Consider the following 15096-nt stretch of genomic DNA (forward strand, 5'->3'; position numbering starts at 1 on the left):
GGACGGCGACGTCGTCAGAAGCGCCGCAGACCTCGTCCGCGGAGGCGGCCCTCGATCAGTTGGCGAGGCGAGCGGTCGGCCAGCCGCACGAGCAGACCGGTCATCGGGCTGCGGAGTACTCGAGACGCGGACCGACGGAGCGCGGAGCGCAGCCGACGTGGCGTCTCGCCCGGCAGGCCCAGGGCGTCGAGCGATGCCCCGGCGAAGTACCTGTCGAGCGTGTCGCCGTCCGCTGTTTCCAGGAACTCCTCGGCCGTGCTCCGCAGCCAGGGGAGCCGCTCGGGGTGCATGGCGTACACCACGGAGGCGACGAGTGCACGGAGGCGGTCGGCGTCGTAGGACGGATCGGCGTGCGCCCCGTCGACGATCGTCAGCGGGATGCGGTTGCTGTCGGCGTACGGCCGCAGGCGGGACAGCACCGTCGCGGTCCCGACCGTGACCGCCTCCACGCCCAGCAGACGTTCCGTGGCGACCAACGAGGTCGAGTAGCAGCCGACGACGAGGGTCGGCGGGTCGTGGCGCAGGATCGCCTCGACCGGCGACGCGTCGTCGATGACTTCCATCGTGACCCCGGCCTCCCGTGCTGCGGCTCGCACCGGCCCGAGGTCGGAGGGAAGCGCCGACGGGTGCGGCTTGAAGCGGACGCGCGTGGCACCGCGGTCCGCAGCCGCCCGCACCATGGACACGTGCAGCGCGGTCTCCTCGTCCCGCGACAGGATGCCCAGCGTGGCGAGGTACTGGCCCACGAGGACGGCGGAACGACCGTTGCCCGACGTCGCCGGCGGATCCGTCCGGTCGGCGACCTCGTCGATCACGGACCGGAACGTGGCCACGTCGATCGGGTGCGACGGCACTCCGTGCTCGGACAGCAGCAACGGCGCGAGACCGGGGACGAGATCGAGGTAGCGGACGGCTTCGATGCGTTGGGCGATCTCGAGCGGGACCGCCGTGCGCGTCGCCCCGTAGCTCATGAGGCCATCGGAGTAGACCACGACCGCGGCGTCGTGGAAGACGCGCGCCAGCGTGCGGGACGGCAGCGTGCCGACCGACTCGAGGAGCAGGCGGGGCGGGGTGTCGTCCAGGCCCCAGGCGCGCTGGAGCAGACGTCGCAGCACGGGGAGGTCGTCGTCGGACGGGTCCCACGTGGACGGGTGCGCCGGCGCGAGCAGAGGTCCGAGCCTGAACACCCGGTCGAACCGCGCCAGCACCGGTGCTGCGGCGTCGATCTCGTCCAGCGCGGGCGTGAGCTCCGGCGCGGCGGCGTTGTTGACCACGACCAGGACCGTGTCCCGTGACCGCGGGGCCTGCTCGTCCTCCAGCGCTGCGGCCGCGGTCATGGCCCCATACAGGGTGGAGGCGACCACGATCGTCGTCACGAGGCCACCTCCGACCTGATCGGCGCGGAGGTCGGGCGGGTCGGGACACGTGCCGCCGCCAGCACCGAGGGGGGCGGCCGGTAGCGCGCGCGAGGGTCGGGGTGGGGGAGCAGCCCGTGCAGGGCCCAGGCCCGGCCCGGATGGATCCGGGCCGTCTCGAAGGCGAGCACGTCCGCGGGGATCCGCGCGAGCAGCGACCGGGCACCGTGGCGCAGCCGACGGCGGCTGGCGGGTGCCATCCGCAGGCTGCGGCGGAGGTGGTGCGCGGTCAGGGCGATCGTCGTGCGGGCCAGCTTGGTCAGCAGGACCTCGGCCTCCTCGTCGGCTTCGACGACGTCGAAGGCCTGGTGCAGGGCGGGGACGACGTCGAGCTGACGCGCGTCGTAGGTCTGCGTCAGGGAACCCGGCAGGCCCCGACGGTAGAGGATGCCGGGGGAGTCGACGGTCGCGTACGAGCGCGCGTGCAGGTACAGCCGCCAGATCCACGGCCGGTCCTCCGCCGTGAACAGACCGTCGGGGAACGTCAGCAGGCCGTCCTCCGCCAGCGCCCGGTCGAAGAGCCCCGCCCAGGCGTAGGGGTAGTCGACCTGGGTCCGTTCGGTCGCCGGGAGCACCGAGCTGCGGGGCAGCAGCGGGACGCCGCGGATGGACTGGGGCGCGCGGACCAGGGAGCGTCGGCGCCCCTCGACCGTCGTGTGGTCGGTCCGCACGAAGTCGACGCGCAGCGTGTCCATGGCGTCGGCCAGGTGCGGAAGGTGGCCCGGAGCGAGCCAGTCGTCGGCGTCGAGGTAGGCGACGTAGCGGCCGCGAGCCGCGGCGAGGCCTTGGTTCCGGGCGCTGGCCAGTCCGACGGGCGCAGGGTTGACGACCAGCGACAGGTCCGGGAAGCGTGGTGAGAACGACTCCACGACGTCGCTGGTCGTGTCGGTGGAGCCGTCGTCGACGACGACGACCTCGAGGTCTCCGGGGTCGTCGAACTGCCGCGTGAGGCTCGTCAGGGTGTCGGTGACGGTGCCGGCGACGTCCTTGCCCGGAATGACGACCGACACGCGGGGTGTCCGTGACATCGTGCTCCTCAGCGCGGGTCCGCCGCTGTGGTGCTGCCGTCCGCGGGGTCCGTCACGGTGTCGGGCGTGCCGTCGCCTGCGTCCGGCGCGGGCTCGGTCGGCGACGTGACGTCGGTGGGCTCCGGCCCGCGGAGCGGCGAACCCTCGGCCGCGGAGTCGCTCTCGGTGGGTGAGTCGCCCTCGGTGGGTGAGTCGCTCTCGGTGGGTGAGTCGCTCTCGGTGGGTGAGTCGCTCTCGGTGGGTGAGTCGCCCTCGGACGATCGGCGCCGACGGTGAGCGCTGCGGTGCAGGACCGCGATCCGTTCGTGGCGGTCGGCGATCTCGGAGATCGCCGCGAGGTACGGCCGGGCGTTGCCGACCCAGCCGCCGAGATCACCCCGGCCCGCCTCGACCGGCCGGTAGCCGAAGGTCTCGAAGTCCTCGGCGAAGAGCGTCGCGACGATCTCCGCCGTCTCCTCGTCGTACAGGGACGGCGAGAACGGGAGCAGGCTCCTGTTCTCGTGTCGCAGTGCCGACCACTTCCGACCGCCGACGTGCTCACGCAGGCGACGTGTCGTCAGGCCAGGGCGCTCGGCCCTCCCCACGAAGTTCACCGCAGGGCCGTCGGCGAGGATCGTGGTCTGCGGCGCCCAGTGGACGTCCACGGGGCGATCGGCCGGGTCGGCCAGGGCGCGCACGAAGGCGCGGAAGTCGGCGACGACGTCCATGGGCCGGGACGGGCTCTCCGGGAACCACTCCGCCTCGCCGAACCTCTCCACGAAACCCGGTTCGCGTAACAGCACCTTGGACTGCCACGCGGACCAGAGGCGCTCCGCGGGATGGCGCACGGTGGTGAACCGCAGCCACTCCTCCGAGACGGCCATCTCGGACCGTTCCTGCTCGGAGTACGATGCCCAGACGTACTTGTCGGCCCACCGGCTCATGTCGTGGATGGTCATGACGGCCGAGACCTCGCGGCTGATCGAGCGCTCGAAGCGCTCGGTCCGGTAGCCGGCCAGCTCTGCGAGCAGCCACAGGATCGACGTCGACCCACTCTTCGGGATCGGCGCGAACACCACGTTCCGACCGGGAAGGACGATGGTCCTCTGCTCGAGATGTGCGAAGGACGGCCAGTCACCGGGCGTCGTCGGGCCGACCTCGTCGTCGGGGGGTGCCGGGCTGTCGGTGGTCACGCGGGGTCAACCCTCCGTCGATGATCTGCGGGGAACTCCTGGGGACATCGGACCGGGGTCAGGGGGCCGACCCGCCGCGGCGTTGCAGCGGTCGCGGAGCGCGCGGGAGCCAGGTGTCGCAGACGTAGTCGATGACGTGGGTGCCCTCGGGCGCCTCGATCCGTTCGACCACGTCCAGCTCCTGCCACCGTCCCTCGCGGAGTGCGTGGAAGAGGTTCCACTCGTGCCGCTTGCGCGCGGTCCTGCTGCTGTTCGCGAAGTCCTCGGGCGCTGTCCAGTGGGCGAACTCGTCGGAGTCGAGATGCTTGAGCTCGACGCAGAGACCCTCGGGCAGACGGATGCGGTGGGCGTCGCGCGAGACGGCGCGCCACTCCCACTCGAAGGCCTTGGTGAACTGGTACTTCGACCCCATCGGGTAGATCCACGGCTCGGCGTTGACCAGGCCCAGGTCGAGATAGGCGACGCGGTCGTCCTCGACGTAGAGGCTGTGCCGCGGCATGGCGACGACGGCCTCGACGGACCGGAGCTGCCAGGAGAGGTCCGCGATCGTCGCGGCGCCCTCGCGGGTGAGGACCATGTCCCCGTCCCACTTCATCGAGTACCGGGTCGTCACGTGCGAGAACGACCAGTTGTAGAAGTGGGTGAGGCTGTGGACCGAGCGTGGCGGCGTGGCGAGGTGCTCGCTGCCGGCCCGGCTGACCGCGAACGGGTACTCGGTGACGAACAGCCTGTCCGCGGCCCCGCAGCGCTCGGCCGTCGTACGGGCCACCTCGGGCGTGCCGTCCGTCGACTGGTTGTCCACGACGACGACACGCTGGGTCGCCTCGAACAGCGGGGGCAGCACGAAGGGCAGGGACTGCGCCTCGTCCTTGACGCGGAGGACGGCCGTCATGCCCTCCTCGAGAGGGCCGGACTCCCAGGCCCAGCGGACGTCGTAGTCGGAGTGGCCCTCGAGGGTGGGGATGCTCGGCGCGAGCCGCTCGTCGGTCACCGGCTGCCTCCGGCGACCTTCCGGACCACGCCGCCGACGCGGCGGCGGGCAGAGGCCGGGATCTTGGCCCGGAGGCTGTGCGGGATCCGGTTGGCGACCCGTCGGTAGCGGGGGACACCGCCACGCTTGCGGGCACCGCGCCGGCCCTCGCGTCGACCCTGGTTCAGGCTGGCGAGCGCGGTGGAGGCTGCGATCGCCTCCGAGTCCTCGTAGAAGGCCGTGTACTCGTCGAGCAGCACGTCCAACTCCGCGTGGGTCTTCTCGTTGTCGCCGTCGGGGTCCGCCAGCTTGTTGAGCTGCTCCCAGGTGTCCTGCGCCAGGGCCTGGAGCTGGCGCGGCACGGACAGACTGTCCCAGGTGATCTGGACACGACGCAGGTTCGGGTCGACGAACTCGTGCACCCGCAGGATGGAAGACGGCGTCGCCGTCTTGACCGCTTGGATGTCGAAGATCTCACCGAGACCGTTGACGGGGACAGTCCAGTCGTCGAGGAGGTCGTGGTAGCGGACGAACACCCGCTTCGACCCGCGGGTGGCCCGCTCGGTGTGGAGCATCATGTTGACCCACGCGGCGATCCCGTCGACGGTTCCACGACGGCCGTAGTACTTGGCCTTCGACCCGATGACCTCGGTCGGCGGACGCAGCATCGTCGCGAACGTCGCCTCGGTGCCGCTGCGCATCGCTGCGACGCGCCACAGCCCGAGGAACCACGACAGCCGCGGGTCCTTCACGACGAGCTCGTCGGCGTCGCCGAACTGACGGTCGAGCCACGTCGAGATCTCGTGGCGGAGGTTGTCGTTCGTCGCCAGACGGCCGGCCTCGAACCATGCCTGCGGACGGGCGTCCGAGACCTGCACGTTCGCCTGGCGCAGCAGACGGTTGTGGAGGTCGACGACCCACTGGGACTCGCCGAAACCCTTCGGGTTGGTCTCGTCCGGGGTGACCTCCGGCACCGGCACCCGCATGCCGAGCTCCTTGAGGATGCCGGACAGGGTGCTGGTTCCGCTCCGGCCGGAACCGGCGACGAAGACGATCCGGCGCTTCGATGCCGTCTCGGACGTCGCGTTCGGGGTCGCGTTCGGGTCGCTGGAGATCTGATGCACAGGGCGAGTATGGCACAGGCACCGGCCCCTTCGGGGCACGTCCACGAGCCGCGGGGGGAGGCGCGTCCCCGGCCAGGGGCATCTGCCGCGTGCTGGAGAGTCTAGCCTGGTGGGCGTCCGTGCCGATCGCCCGAGATGAGCCAGTTCCCATGTCTGCTGCAGCGCCCGCTGTCGTCGTCATCCCCGCCCGAGGCGGGTCCGTCGGCGTCCCCCTGAAGAACCTCCAGGACGTCGGTGGGGCGTCGTTGGTCGCCCGGGCCGTGCGCGCCGCGCTCGCCACCCCCTCGGTCCGGCAGGTGCTGGTGTCCACGGACCACCCGGAGATCGCCCGGGAGGCCCGGCGGCACGGCGCGACGGTGGTCGACCGGCCCGCCGACCTCGCCGGTGGCGCGGCGTCGTCCGAGTCCGCTGTGCTGCACGCGCTCTCCGTCCTCGGCGCGGAGGACGCGGCCGACGGCCTGCCCTCCGTGACGGTCCTGATGCAGGCGACGTCGCCGTTCGTCGACCCCGCGGACCTGGACGCCGCCGTGCGCAGGGTCCGGTCGGGACAGGAGGACGTCGTCGTCGCCGCGTCCGCGAGCCACGACTTCCAGTGGCGGCTGGACGACGGGCTCGCGTCACCGGTGGGCCACGACACGGGGCACCGCCCCCGCCGGCAGGATCGTGCTCCGCACTTCCGCGAGACCGGGGCCTTCTACGTGATGCGGACCGAGGGGTTCCTCGAGCGAGAGGTGCGCTTCTTCGGGGTGGTCGGGATCCAGGCGGTGGATCCGCGATGGGCGATCGAGATCGACGAGCCCCACGACCTCCGGCTCGCCCGTGTGCTGGCGTCGATGCGGGACGAGTCCGTCGTGTCGGGCGCCCTGACGGACGTCGACGTGCTCGTCACCGACTTCGACGGGGTGCACACGGACGACCACGTCATCGTCACCCAGGACGGTCAGGAGTCCGTCCGCGTGGGGCGCGACGACGGCATGGGGGTGTCGTTGCTCCGGCGCGCAGGGACGCGGGTCGTCATCCTGTCCACGGAGGTCAACCCCGTCGTCTCGGCGCGCGGCCGCAAGCTCGGGGTCGAGGTGCTGCAGGGGATCGGCGACAAGGAGATCGCCCTGCGGGACTGGCTGGAGTCCGAGGGGGTCGACCCCGCCCGTGTCGCCTACGTGGGCAACGACGTGAACGATCTCGGGGCGATGTCCGTCGTCGGGCTCCCCGTGGCCGTCGCCGACGCGCGACCGGAGGTGCTGGCCGCGGCGCGCCTCGTCCTGGACAGGGCCGGTGGGCACGGCGCGGTCCGGGAGATCTGTGACCGTATACTCGCTGGGCAGCACAGCCCACGGGCGGCGGGACCGGAGACCTCCGAGCAGGTCGCCGACCAGGCGTGACCACCTCCGGGACGCCTCCGCAGCCCGATCCCTTCGGAAGGACCAGACACATGAGCGCGACCGCCCAGCCCGCACCGGTGATGATCGGCGAGCACGAGGTCGGTCCGGACAAGCCGGTCTACGTGATCGGCGAGATCGGCATCAACCACAACGGCGACGTCGAGATCGCCAAGCAGCTCATCGACGTCGCCGCGGATGCCGGTGCGCAGGCCGTGAAGTTCCAGAAGCGCACCCCGGAGATCAGCACCCCCAAGGACCAGCGGGACAAGATCCGCCAGACCCCCTGGGGCGAGATGACCTACCTCGAGTACAAGTACAAGGTCGAGTTCGAGCAGGACGAGTACGCGGAGATCGACGCGTACGCCAAGTCCCGGGGCCTGCACTGGTTCGCCTCGCCGTGGGACGTCCCCTCCGTCGAGTTCCTCGAGCGGTTCGACGCGCCGACCTACAAGGTGGCGTCCGCGTCGGTCACCGACACCGACCTCCTGCGTGCGCTTCGGGAGACCGGCAAGCCGGTCATCCTCTCCACCGGGATGTCGACGCTCGAGCAGATCGACGCTGCGGTCGAGATCCTCGGTACCGACGGCCTGGTGATCCTGCACGCGACCTCGACGTACCCGCTCCCCGCGGAGGAGGCGAACCTGCGGACGATCACGACCTTGCGCGAGCGCTACGGCGTCCCGGTCGGCTACTCCGGTCACGAGACGGGTCTGCAGATCTCTCTCGCCGCCGTGGCGCTGGGCGCTGTCGCGGTCGAGCGCCACATCACGCTCGACCGTGCGATGTGGGGGTCCGACCACGCCTCCTCGCTCGAGCCGAAGGGCCTGGAGAACCTGGTGCGCGACATCCGCATCCTGGAGGAGGCGCTCGGCGACGGCCGCAAGCGCGTCATGCCCGGCGAGTTCTCGCCGATGTCGCGGTTGCGCCGCATCGACGGCTGATGGGCGACCGCGCGACCAGACCGGACAGCGGGGTGCAGGGCGTGACCGAGGCCGGAGTACCGGCCGTGGCGGTGGTCGCCACCGTCCGGGACGAAGAGCTCTACCTCGAGTCCGCCGTCCGTTCGATCCTCGCGCAGGACTACCCCGGCCAGCTCCACCTGGTGGTCGCCGTCGGACCGTCGCACGATCGCACGCGGCCGATCGCGGACCGCCTGGCCGCCACGGACCCGCGGGTCGTCGTCGTCGACAACCCGACGGGTTCGCGTTCCGAGGGGCTCAACCGAGCGATGGCCACCACCTCGCCGGACGTCGAGGTCGTGGTCCGCATCGACGGGCACACGGTCTTCGAGCCCACCTACGTCCGGCGCGCTGTGCGCGTGATGCTCGACGCCGGTGCCGACGGGGCCGGAGGGATCATGCGTCCCGTGGGCGACGCACCGACACAGATGGCCGTGGCCCGCGCGATGAGTCACCCGGCAGGGATCGGCGGCGCGTCCTTCCACGTCGGTGGTTCCGCCGGCCCCTCCGAGACCGTCTACCTCGGGGCCTTCCGGCGGGACGCGGTCCTCGCGGTCGGAGGGTTCGACGAAGGCATGATCCGGGGCGAGGACTGGGAGATGTGCCTCCGGATGCGGCGCGCGGGCTCGCTGCTGTGGTTCGACCCGGCTCTCGAGGTGGAGTACCGGCCCCGGAGGACGCTGCGTGCGGTCGCGAAGCAGTTCTGGCGCACCGGGATGTGGCGGCGTGAGATCGTGCGACGACACCCGGCGACGGCGAGCCCGCGCTACCTCGCGCCTCCGTTGGTCGTCCTCGCCCTCGGTGCCGCGGTCGTGTCGCTCCTCGTGGGGCTGGCGATCGGGGCGCCGGTGTGGACCCTGGTCGGTGCGGGCGTGGTCACCGGCTACGTCCTGGGCGAGGTGTCGGCAGCCGCCCACGCGGCCACGCGTCGGCCACGGCTGTCCTGGCGCGCCGGGGTCCGGCTGCCCGCCGTCCTCGCCACGATGCACCTGTGCTGGGGCGCCGGCTTCCTGCGGGGCGTGACGAGGAGGGCAGCAGCCGACCACCGGGCGTGAAGCGGGCTCCCCCAGGGTTCAGCGGACTCGGCGGACCAGCCGTCGGGAGAGCGTCGTCGGTAGCGTCGAGCGGACCGTGGTCCACGCGTGCCGCGGCCACGACAGGGGCCGGACGCGGCCGACGGGCCGGAGCTGCCCGGCGCGACGCCGTCGAGCGAGGTTCCGGACCGTCGTCGGCAGCGCCGAGGCCTCGGCGTGCAGGTAGTTGTCCTCCGTCCACCCCGGGTCCGGGGTCGGGCCCCCCGTTCGAAGCAGCACGGGCAGGTCCGCCAGCGAAACCAGGCACCCGCTGCCGACGAAGGGCTCGTTGAGGAGCCGGTCGGACACCCCGAAGTCGTCGACGAGAACGGTCGGCAGGCCCCGGGCCATGGCCTCGAGTGCAGCCGTCGAGCTGACGGTCGCCAACGCGGTGCCAGGGGTCAGCCAGCGGGCCATGGGCCCGTCGACGAAGCGGATCGCGTCGTGGGGCCGCCCGAGATCGTCGTGCACGGCGTCCCACAGCGCGTCCAGCGGGTAGCGCTCGTTGTGGGTCTGACGCTCACCGGCGCGGGCGCGCAGCTTGACCACGGTCTCGAACCCCTGGTCGGTAAGAGCCGCCAGCCCCCTCAGGAGCCGGACCCGGTCCTCCCGGTCCGCCGGGACGAGTGCCTGCGGTGCGAAGACGACCCGGTGGATCTCCCGGTCGGCCCCCGGCGCGGCCCCCCCGAGGAAGGGCAGCCGGGAGAGCACGACCGCCGGGGCCGTGCCGTGCGCTTCGAAGGCGCTGCGGTAGGCCTCGACCTCCCGACGGCCGTGGACCACGAAGGCGTCGCACCAACGACGCCATCCCGTGCCCGTGGCTGTCGCCGGCAGCGCGACGCCGGGCAGGCCGGTCACCAGGGCGGGACGACCGCCTTCGCGTCGTCGCGCGCCGCCCCCCGCGACGGCCCGGGCCACCATCTCCGCCACCGGCCCGGTCGCCGCGACGAGGACGACGTCGGGTCGCCAGGTGTCTGCGAGCCGACGTAGCCGGCCTGGCCCGACGACGCGGGGCGGCGGCACGTCGGTGCCGGCGACGGCGGCGTCGACCTGCTCCGGGGTCGGGGCGAGGGGGTTGCGGACGATCACGGCCGACGTCCGGACGTCGCTGGCATCGTCCATCGTCCGGAGCGTCGCGCAGGCCCACTTGAGGTAGGAGTCGCTGTCGGCGACCGCGAGGACGTGCAACGGACGGTCGGTCGGGGGTTCGGCGGGCACGCGGTGAGTTTCTCACGGGTGGCGCCGCCGTCGTCGCCCCCGTCGCCACCGGGCGGGTCGTCAGCCGTCGGCCCGTCGCACCCTCTCCGCGAGGTCGACGACCTGGTCCAGATGGGTCCGCAGCTGTGGTCCGGCCGCCGGGGTCCACCAGTTCGCCGGCACGCCGCGCGGCCGGACCCGGACGCCGCGCGGCGATAGGATGCGAGTCAGCAGGACAGCGGTGGTGGAGGGCAGCATCGTGACGCACTGTCCGGCGACAAGGCCGCGCAGACGGAGCTCGACCGGTGCGCCGGGCGCGTCGACGACGACCCCGGGGACGTCCGCCAGGACGGCCAGCACGTCGCCCCGCTGACGGCGGTGCGGGAGGTAGCGCACCGGTCCGAGGGCCGCCAGCTCCCGCACCCAGTCGACGTAGAGGCCCGGGTGCACCAGCCCGTCAGCCACGAGTGCCGAGCCCACGAGCACGACGGGCTCGGGCGGTGCCTCGGGCGCGGGGAGGGACCGCAGCCAGCTGAAGATGTTCGTGCGCAGGTCGACACCGAGGTCGGCCAGCGCCCTGCGGTGGTCGGCGGGCAACGGCATCGCCGTGAAGATCGTCACGCGTCCGGCACGCGCCGCCCGGCGGAGCCGGTGGCCCACGGCACGTCCGAGGAGCCGGCGCACCCGCCCGTCCGACCCGCGCAGCCTGACCACGGCCTGCCCCGGCGTGGTGAGGACCCGGGCCAGCTCCAGGGTGTCGAGGCCGTCGTCCACGACGACCAGCCGTCGGAAACCGTGGGTCAGCGTCCACGCCTGCACGATCCCCGAGTTGGCGTCGCCGGTGAGCTGGAGGGGTTCACGCGCGGTGAGGCCGGCGCGCCCCGGGACCAGCTCGGGCTCGATCCCGTCGGGCAGTCCCAGGCGGTCGAGCTGAGCCAGCGCCGTGCCGAGGGACGGGACGTCGGACCGCACCCGCAGGCGCAACCGCGGCCCGACGAGTCCGGCAGCGAAAGCCTCGACGGCGCACAGCAGCTGCAGCGGGGACTCGACGAGACCGCCGGCGGTCTCGTCGGTCCCGGGACGGGATCCGGCTGAGCGGGAGGTGTGCGCCACGGGCCGAAGTTTCTCACGTAGGATCGGTCATCGAGTCGGCGCACGCCGACGACAGAACGACGAACGAGGTTCCACCAGATCGTGACCACGGACAACGTGACCGGGGAGACTGAACAGGTGGACGCACATCCGGAGCAGGTTGTCCGTCCTCCCGCGCCGGTCGTCCCACCGCTCACCTCCAGTCAACGTCGTGCGCTGGCGGCGGAGTACGACCTGACCGCCATGGGCGTGCGACCCAAGCTGACCAGGTACGTCCGCGACCTAATCCGTCGCAGGGCGTTCATCCACGTGCTGGCGACCTCGAAGGCCTACGCGAACAACCAGAACAACTACCTCGGTCAGGTCTGGGCGCTCCTCAACCCGATCCTGAACGCCACGGTCTACGTCATCATCTTCGGGCTGCTGCTCGACACGAGCCGTGGCGTGGAGAACGCGGTCGCGTTCATCGTCATCGGGGTGTTCCTCTTCCGGTTCGTCCAGCAGTCCGTCTCGGGCGGCTCGAAGTCCATCGCGGGCAAGACCAACCTCATCCGCTCCCTGCATTTCCCCCGGGCGGTTCTGCCCATCTCGACAGTCCTGTCCCAGCTCGCCACGCTCCTGCCCGCCCTCGTGGCGATGTGCGGCATCGTGCTGCTGTCCGGTCTTCTGCCCCAGTATCCCGTCATCCCGGTGACGTGGCAGTGGCTGCTGCTGCCCTGCGCGGTCGCCCTGATGTGGATCTTCAACACCGGGATTGCGTTCATCGTCGCGCGCGTGGTGGCGATCACGCCGGACCTCGACAACGTCATTAGCTTCGTCATGCGGTTCGTCATGTACGGTTCCGGCGTCATCTTCCCGGTGACGCACTACGTCGACAACCTGCCGGGCGCCTGGCAGTCGGTGCTGGGCCCCGTTCTCGAGTACCAGCCCGTGGCGGTCTACCTGTACCTCGGACGCTCGATCCTCACGGAGGAGGAGGCGTTCCCCCCCGACCCGACGATGTGGGCGCTGGGTGCGGGCTGGGCCGTCCTGACGTTCGTCCTCGGGTTCATCGTGTTCTGGCGCGGAGAGGAGCGGTACGGGCGTGACTGAGTCGGATCTGCACTTCGACGTCGACCTCGACGTCGAGCTCGACCCGGAGGACCTCGCCGGCGGTCCGCCGGTCGCCGACATCGGCGACCCGTGCCTCGTCGTCGACGACCTGCACGTGGTCTACCGCGTGATCGGTAGCAGGGGCCGCCAGAAGGCGAGGGCGAGCGGGGCGAAGACCACGGACGTCGAGGACACGAAGCCGGGCTTCTTCCGGCGGCTCGTCACGGCGGGCGGCGACCACGTCGGTGCGTACACGGAGGTGCACGCCGTCCGCGGTGTCTCGTTCGTGGCGCACCACGGGGAATCCATCGGCATCGTCGGTGTGAACGGGTCGGGCAAGAGCACGCTGCTGCGGGCGGTCGCCGGACTCATTCCTCCCAAGTCCGGTTCCGTCCACGTCGCCGGGGAGCCCGCGCTGCTCGGCGTGAACGCGGCTCTGATGCCCCAGCTGTCGGGCGAGCGCAACATCATGATCGGCGGCCTGGCGCTCGGTCTGACCGAGGCCGAGGTCGAAGAGCGGTTCGACGAGATCGTCGAGTTCGCCGACATCGGTGACTTCGTCTACCTCCCGATGAAGACGTACTCCTCCGGGATGGCGGCGCGCCTGCGGTTCGCGATCTCGTCCGCGGCGGCGCCCGACATCCTGATGATCGACGAGGCGCTCGCGACCGGTGACGCGACGTTCAAGGCGCGCAGCAAGGCGAGGATCGACGAGATCCGTGAGGACGCCGGCACCGTCTTCCTGGTCAGCCACTCGGTGTCGACCATCGAGGCGATGTGCACCCGGGTGCTCTGGCTGCACAAGGGGCAGCTGGTCATGGACGGCCCGACCGAAGAGGTCACCACGGCCTACCGCGACTACGTGCGGGCGCAGCGCCAGGTCAACAAGGGCAAGGGGCGGGGCAACGGCAGGGGCCGCCGTGGCGGTGGCCGCGGCCGCCGGAAGAACCAGCCCTGACGACGGCGGCCTGGCGCGCCGTCGCCGTGCCGTGCGCCCGGCCCCGCGCGGGCGGTCCGGCGACCCGGTCGCCGGTGACGGCCCTGTTGCCGTCACTCCCGGTCGAGCTCGACGCGAACCCGGGCGACGGCGTCCTCGACCGACGTCACAGAGGTGTCGATCACGAGGTCGGCGTCCGTCGGCACCTCGTACGGGGAGGAGATGCCCGTGAAGTCGGGGATCTCGCCCGCTCGCGCCTTGGCGTAGAGACCCTTGCGGTCCCGGGCCTCGCACACCTCGAGCGGGGTGGAGACGTGGACGAGGACGAACCGTCCCGCCGCCTCGGCCAGCTCCCGGACGCGGGCGCGTCCGGACGCGAACGGTGCGATCGGCGCCGCCACGGCGACGCCGCCGTGGTAGGCGACGAGAGACGCGACGTAGCCGATGCGCTCGACGTTGAGCTCGCGGGACGCCTTGTCGAAACCGAGGCCCTTGGACAGGTGCTGCCGCACGGCGTCGCCGTCGAGGAGTGTGGTGTGCCGGCCCTCGTCGTCCAGCTCGGCCGCCAGCGCCTGCGCGACCGTGGACTTCCCGGATCCGGACAGCCCGGTGAAGAACACGACGGTGCCCTGCCGGCGGGCGCCGCGCGTGGCGTCGACGACGTCGCGCGCGACCGGGGGCGGGTACAGCGCGGCGACCTCGTCCGACCACAACGAACCCAGCCGGGCCAGGCGCTCGGAGGTCGTCGCCCGCCGGTGGTCGGCCAGCCGCACGACGTGGTCGGCGCCGTGCCGGACGGCGACGTCGTCCCATCGCAGACCGGCGTCGTGCGCCCAGGGCACGACCACGCAGAGGACCGGTACCGACGTGCGTTCCGCGACGGCGTCGCGCACCACGGCGCCGACGCGGGTGAGGCCGGGAGCACCGAGATCGCCGGGTGTCGGAGCGCGACGGGAGGCCGGCACCAGCACGATCACGGCGGCGTGGTCGGCGACGAGGGTCTCGAGGGCAGTCAGCTCGTCGTGGGTCGCGGGCTCGTCCACCACGACGGCGAGGACGTCGGCCTCGGGGCCGACCTCCCGTCGGATCTCGTGGGCCACGGTGTCGGCGGGACGTCGTAGCGCGGGGTCCCAGTGCGGCCCGGCCGCGCGGGCGAACGGCTTGACGGCCGTCGCCCGACCCCCCTCGAGGACGGCGAGCGGGGTGTTCTCGGCGTCCGTCAGCGTCACGGACCCCTCGGGAGCGCCGCCCGAGATGCCGAAGGTGTCGGTGCCACCTCCGAGGTGCAGCTCAAGCAGGTCGAGCTCGTCGGGGCTCAGCACGTGGGTCGTGTCCGGGATGTTCATGGTGCTTCGGTGTCGTCCTTCGTCGTCGCGGTCGGCGCCAGGTGCTGGGGCGTCGATGGGTGCGTGGCACCCGCTGGGCGAGCCTCCCACGCGCCGGGGCTCGAACCGCGCTCCGGCCAGCAGCCCGGTGGCCGCTCCGATCGGCGGCGCGGCGGACCGGCGCGGTGCGGCGCCGGGCGATTGAGCCCGACCCGATCGACAATGCCGTGACGAGCGCGAGGACCGACGTTCGTCACGGGGTCGGCACACCGAGACGGCGTGCGCGCCGGGTGCAGGTCATGACGTCGTGGTCCGCTGCCGGAGGCCTCG

13 protein-coding genes are annotated in these 15096 nt (G+C 72.1%); 5 read left to right on the forward strand and 8 right to left on the reverse strand.

All coding sequences use genetic code 11. The features are described 5' to 3' along the window. Window positions 1-14: 14 nt before the first annotated feature. Genes V5O49_RS05300 through V5O49_RS05320 form a run of 5 tightly spaced genes read right to left on the reverse strand, consistent with a single transcriptional unit; the run spans window position 15 to window position 5709 of the window. Entirely contained in the window at window positions 15-1376 is a 1362-nt protein-coding gene (locus V5O49_RS05300) for a polysialyltransferase family glycosyltransferase (RefSeq protein WP_332901306.1), read from the reverse strand. Next, entirely contained in the window at window positions 1373-2443 is a 1071-nt protein-coding gene (locus V5O49_RS05305; RefSeq protein WP_332901307.1) for a glycosyltransferase family 2 protein, read from the reverse strand. The genes V5O49_RS05300 and V5O49_RS05305 overlap by 4 nt, the downstream gene beginning before the upstream one ends. Window positions 2444-2451: 8 nt before the next feature. Then, window positions 2452-3615 carry a sulfotransferase family 2 domain-containing protein gene (locus tag V5O49_RS05310; protein ID WP_332901308.1) on the reverse strand — a complete coding sequence of 388 codons (1164 nt, stop codon included), beginning with the start codon at window positions 3613-3615 and terminating at the stop codon, window positions 2452-2454. Between the two features lie 58 nt (window positions 3616-3673). Next, the gene (locus V5O49_RS05315) at window positions 3674-4606 is read right to left on the reverse strand and encodes a hypothetical protein (RefSeq protein ID WP_332901309.1); all 933 of its coding nucleotides are present in this window, start codon (window positions 4604-4606) and stop codon (window positions 3674-3676) included. After that, a complete protein-coding gene (locus V5O49_RS05320) occupies window positions 4603-5709 on the reverse strand; it encodes a sulfotransferase family protein (RefSeq protein WP_332901310.1) in 1107 nt (368 codons plus the stop codon). Before V5O49_RS05320 ends, V5O49_RS05315 begins: the two co-directional genes overlap by 4 nt. Window positions 5710-5858: 149 nt before the next feature. On the opposite strand from V5O49_RS05320, the gene V5O49_RS05325 reads away from it, so the two are divergent. Genes V5O49_RS05325 through V5O49_RS05335 form a run of 3 tightly spaced genes read left to right on the forward strand, consistent with a single transcriptional unit; the run spans window position 5859 to window position 9105 of the window. Then, window positions 5859-7091 (forward strand): acylneuraminate cytidylyltransferase, encoded by a 1233-nt coding sequence (locus V5O49_RS05325; RefSeq protein ID WP_332901311.1) that lies wholly within the window; start codon window positions 5859-5861, stop codon window positions 7089-7091. Between the two features lie 50 nt (window positions 7092-7141). After that, window positions 7142-8032 (forward strand): N-acetylneuraminate synthase family protein, encoded by an 891-nt coding sequence (locus tag V5O49_RS05330; protein ID WP_332901312.1) that lies wholly within the window; start codon window positions 7142-7144, stop codon window positions 8030-8032. Window positions 8033-8073: 41 nt separating this feature from the next. Then, window positions 8074-9105 (forward strand): glycosyltransferase family 2 protein, encoded by a 1032-nt coding sequence (locus tag V5O49_RS05335; RefSeq protein WP_332901313.1) that lies wholly within the window; start codon window positions 8074-8076, stop codon window positions 9103-9105. Window positions 9106-9123: 18 nt separating this feature from the next. On the opposite strand, the gene V5O49_RS05340 is transcribed toward V5O49_RS05335, so the two are convergent. Next, window positions 9124-10341: a DUF6716 putative glycosyltransferase gene (locus V5O49_RS05340; RefSeq protein WP_332901314.1), complete on the reverse strand. Its 1218-nt coding sequence runs from the start codon at window positions 10339-10341 to the stop codon at window positions 9124-9126. A gap of 60 nt (window positions 10342-10401) precedes the next feature. Beyond that, complete coding sequence (locus V5O49_RS05345) at window positions 10402-11433, reverse strand: hypothetical protein (RefSeq protein WP_332901315.1); 1032 nt, start codon at window positions 11431-11433, stop codon at window positions 10402-10404. Window positions 11434-11550: 117 nt separating this feature from the next. On the opposite strand from V5O49_RS05345, the gene V5O49_RS05350 reads away from it, so the two are divergent. Further along, window positions 11551-12504, forward strand: coding sequence for an ABC transporter permease (locus tag V5O49_RS05350; protein WP_332901316.1), 954 nt, complete (start codon window positions 11551-11553; stop codon window positions 12502-12504). After that, entirely contained in the window at window positions 12497-13462 is a 966-nt protein-coding gene (locus V5O49_RS05355) for an ABC transporter ATP-binding protein (RefSeq protein WP_332901317.1), read from the forward strand. The genes V5O49_RS05350 and V5O49_RS05355 overlap by 8 nt, the downstream gene beginning before the upstream one ends. Window positions 13463-13554: 92 nt before the next feature. Here V5O49_RS05355 and cysC read toward each other — a convergent pair whose 3' ends face one another. After that, window positions 13555-14787 (reverse strand): adenylyl-sulfate kinase, encoded by a 1233-nt coding sequence (gene cysC / locus V5O49_RS05360; RefSeq protein ID WP_332901318.1) that lies wholly within the window; start codon window positions 14785-14787, stop codon window positions 13555-13557. Window positions 14788-15096 lie beyond the last annotated feature (309 nt).

Origin of the sequence: Isoptericola haloaureus (assembly GCF_036689775.1) — a bacterium.
GTDB classification, from domain to species: domain Bacteria; phylum Actinomycetota; class Actinomycetes; order Actinomycetales; family Cellulomonadaceae; genus Isoptericola; species Isoptericola haloaureus.

Bases quoted from the DNA above. Each gene is read 5' to 3' on its own strand.
- cysC (WP_332901318.1), bottom strand. From the start codon at position 14,787: ATGAACATCCCGGACACGACCCACGTGCTGAGCCCCGACGAGCTCGAC.
- V5O49_RS05325 (WP_332901311.1), top strand. From the start codon at position 5,859: ATGTCTGCTGCAGCGCCCGCTGTCGTCGTCATCCCCGCCCGAGGCGGG.
- V5O49_RS05330 (WP_332901312.1), top strand. From the start codon at position 7,142: ATGAGCGCGACCGCCCAGCCCGCACCGGTGATGATCGGCGAGCACGAG.
- V5O49_RS05305 (WP_332901307.1), bottom strand. From the start codon at position 2,443: ATGTCACGGACACCCCGCGTGTCGGTCGTCATTCCGGGCAAGGACGTC.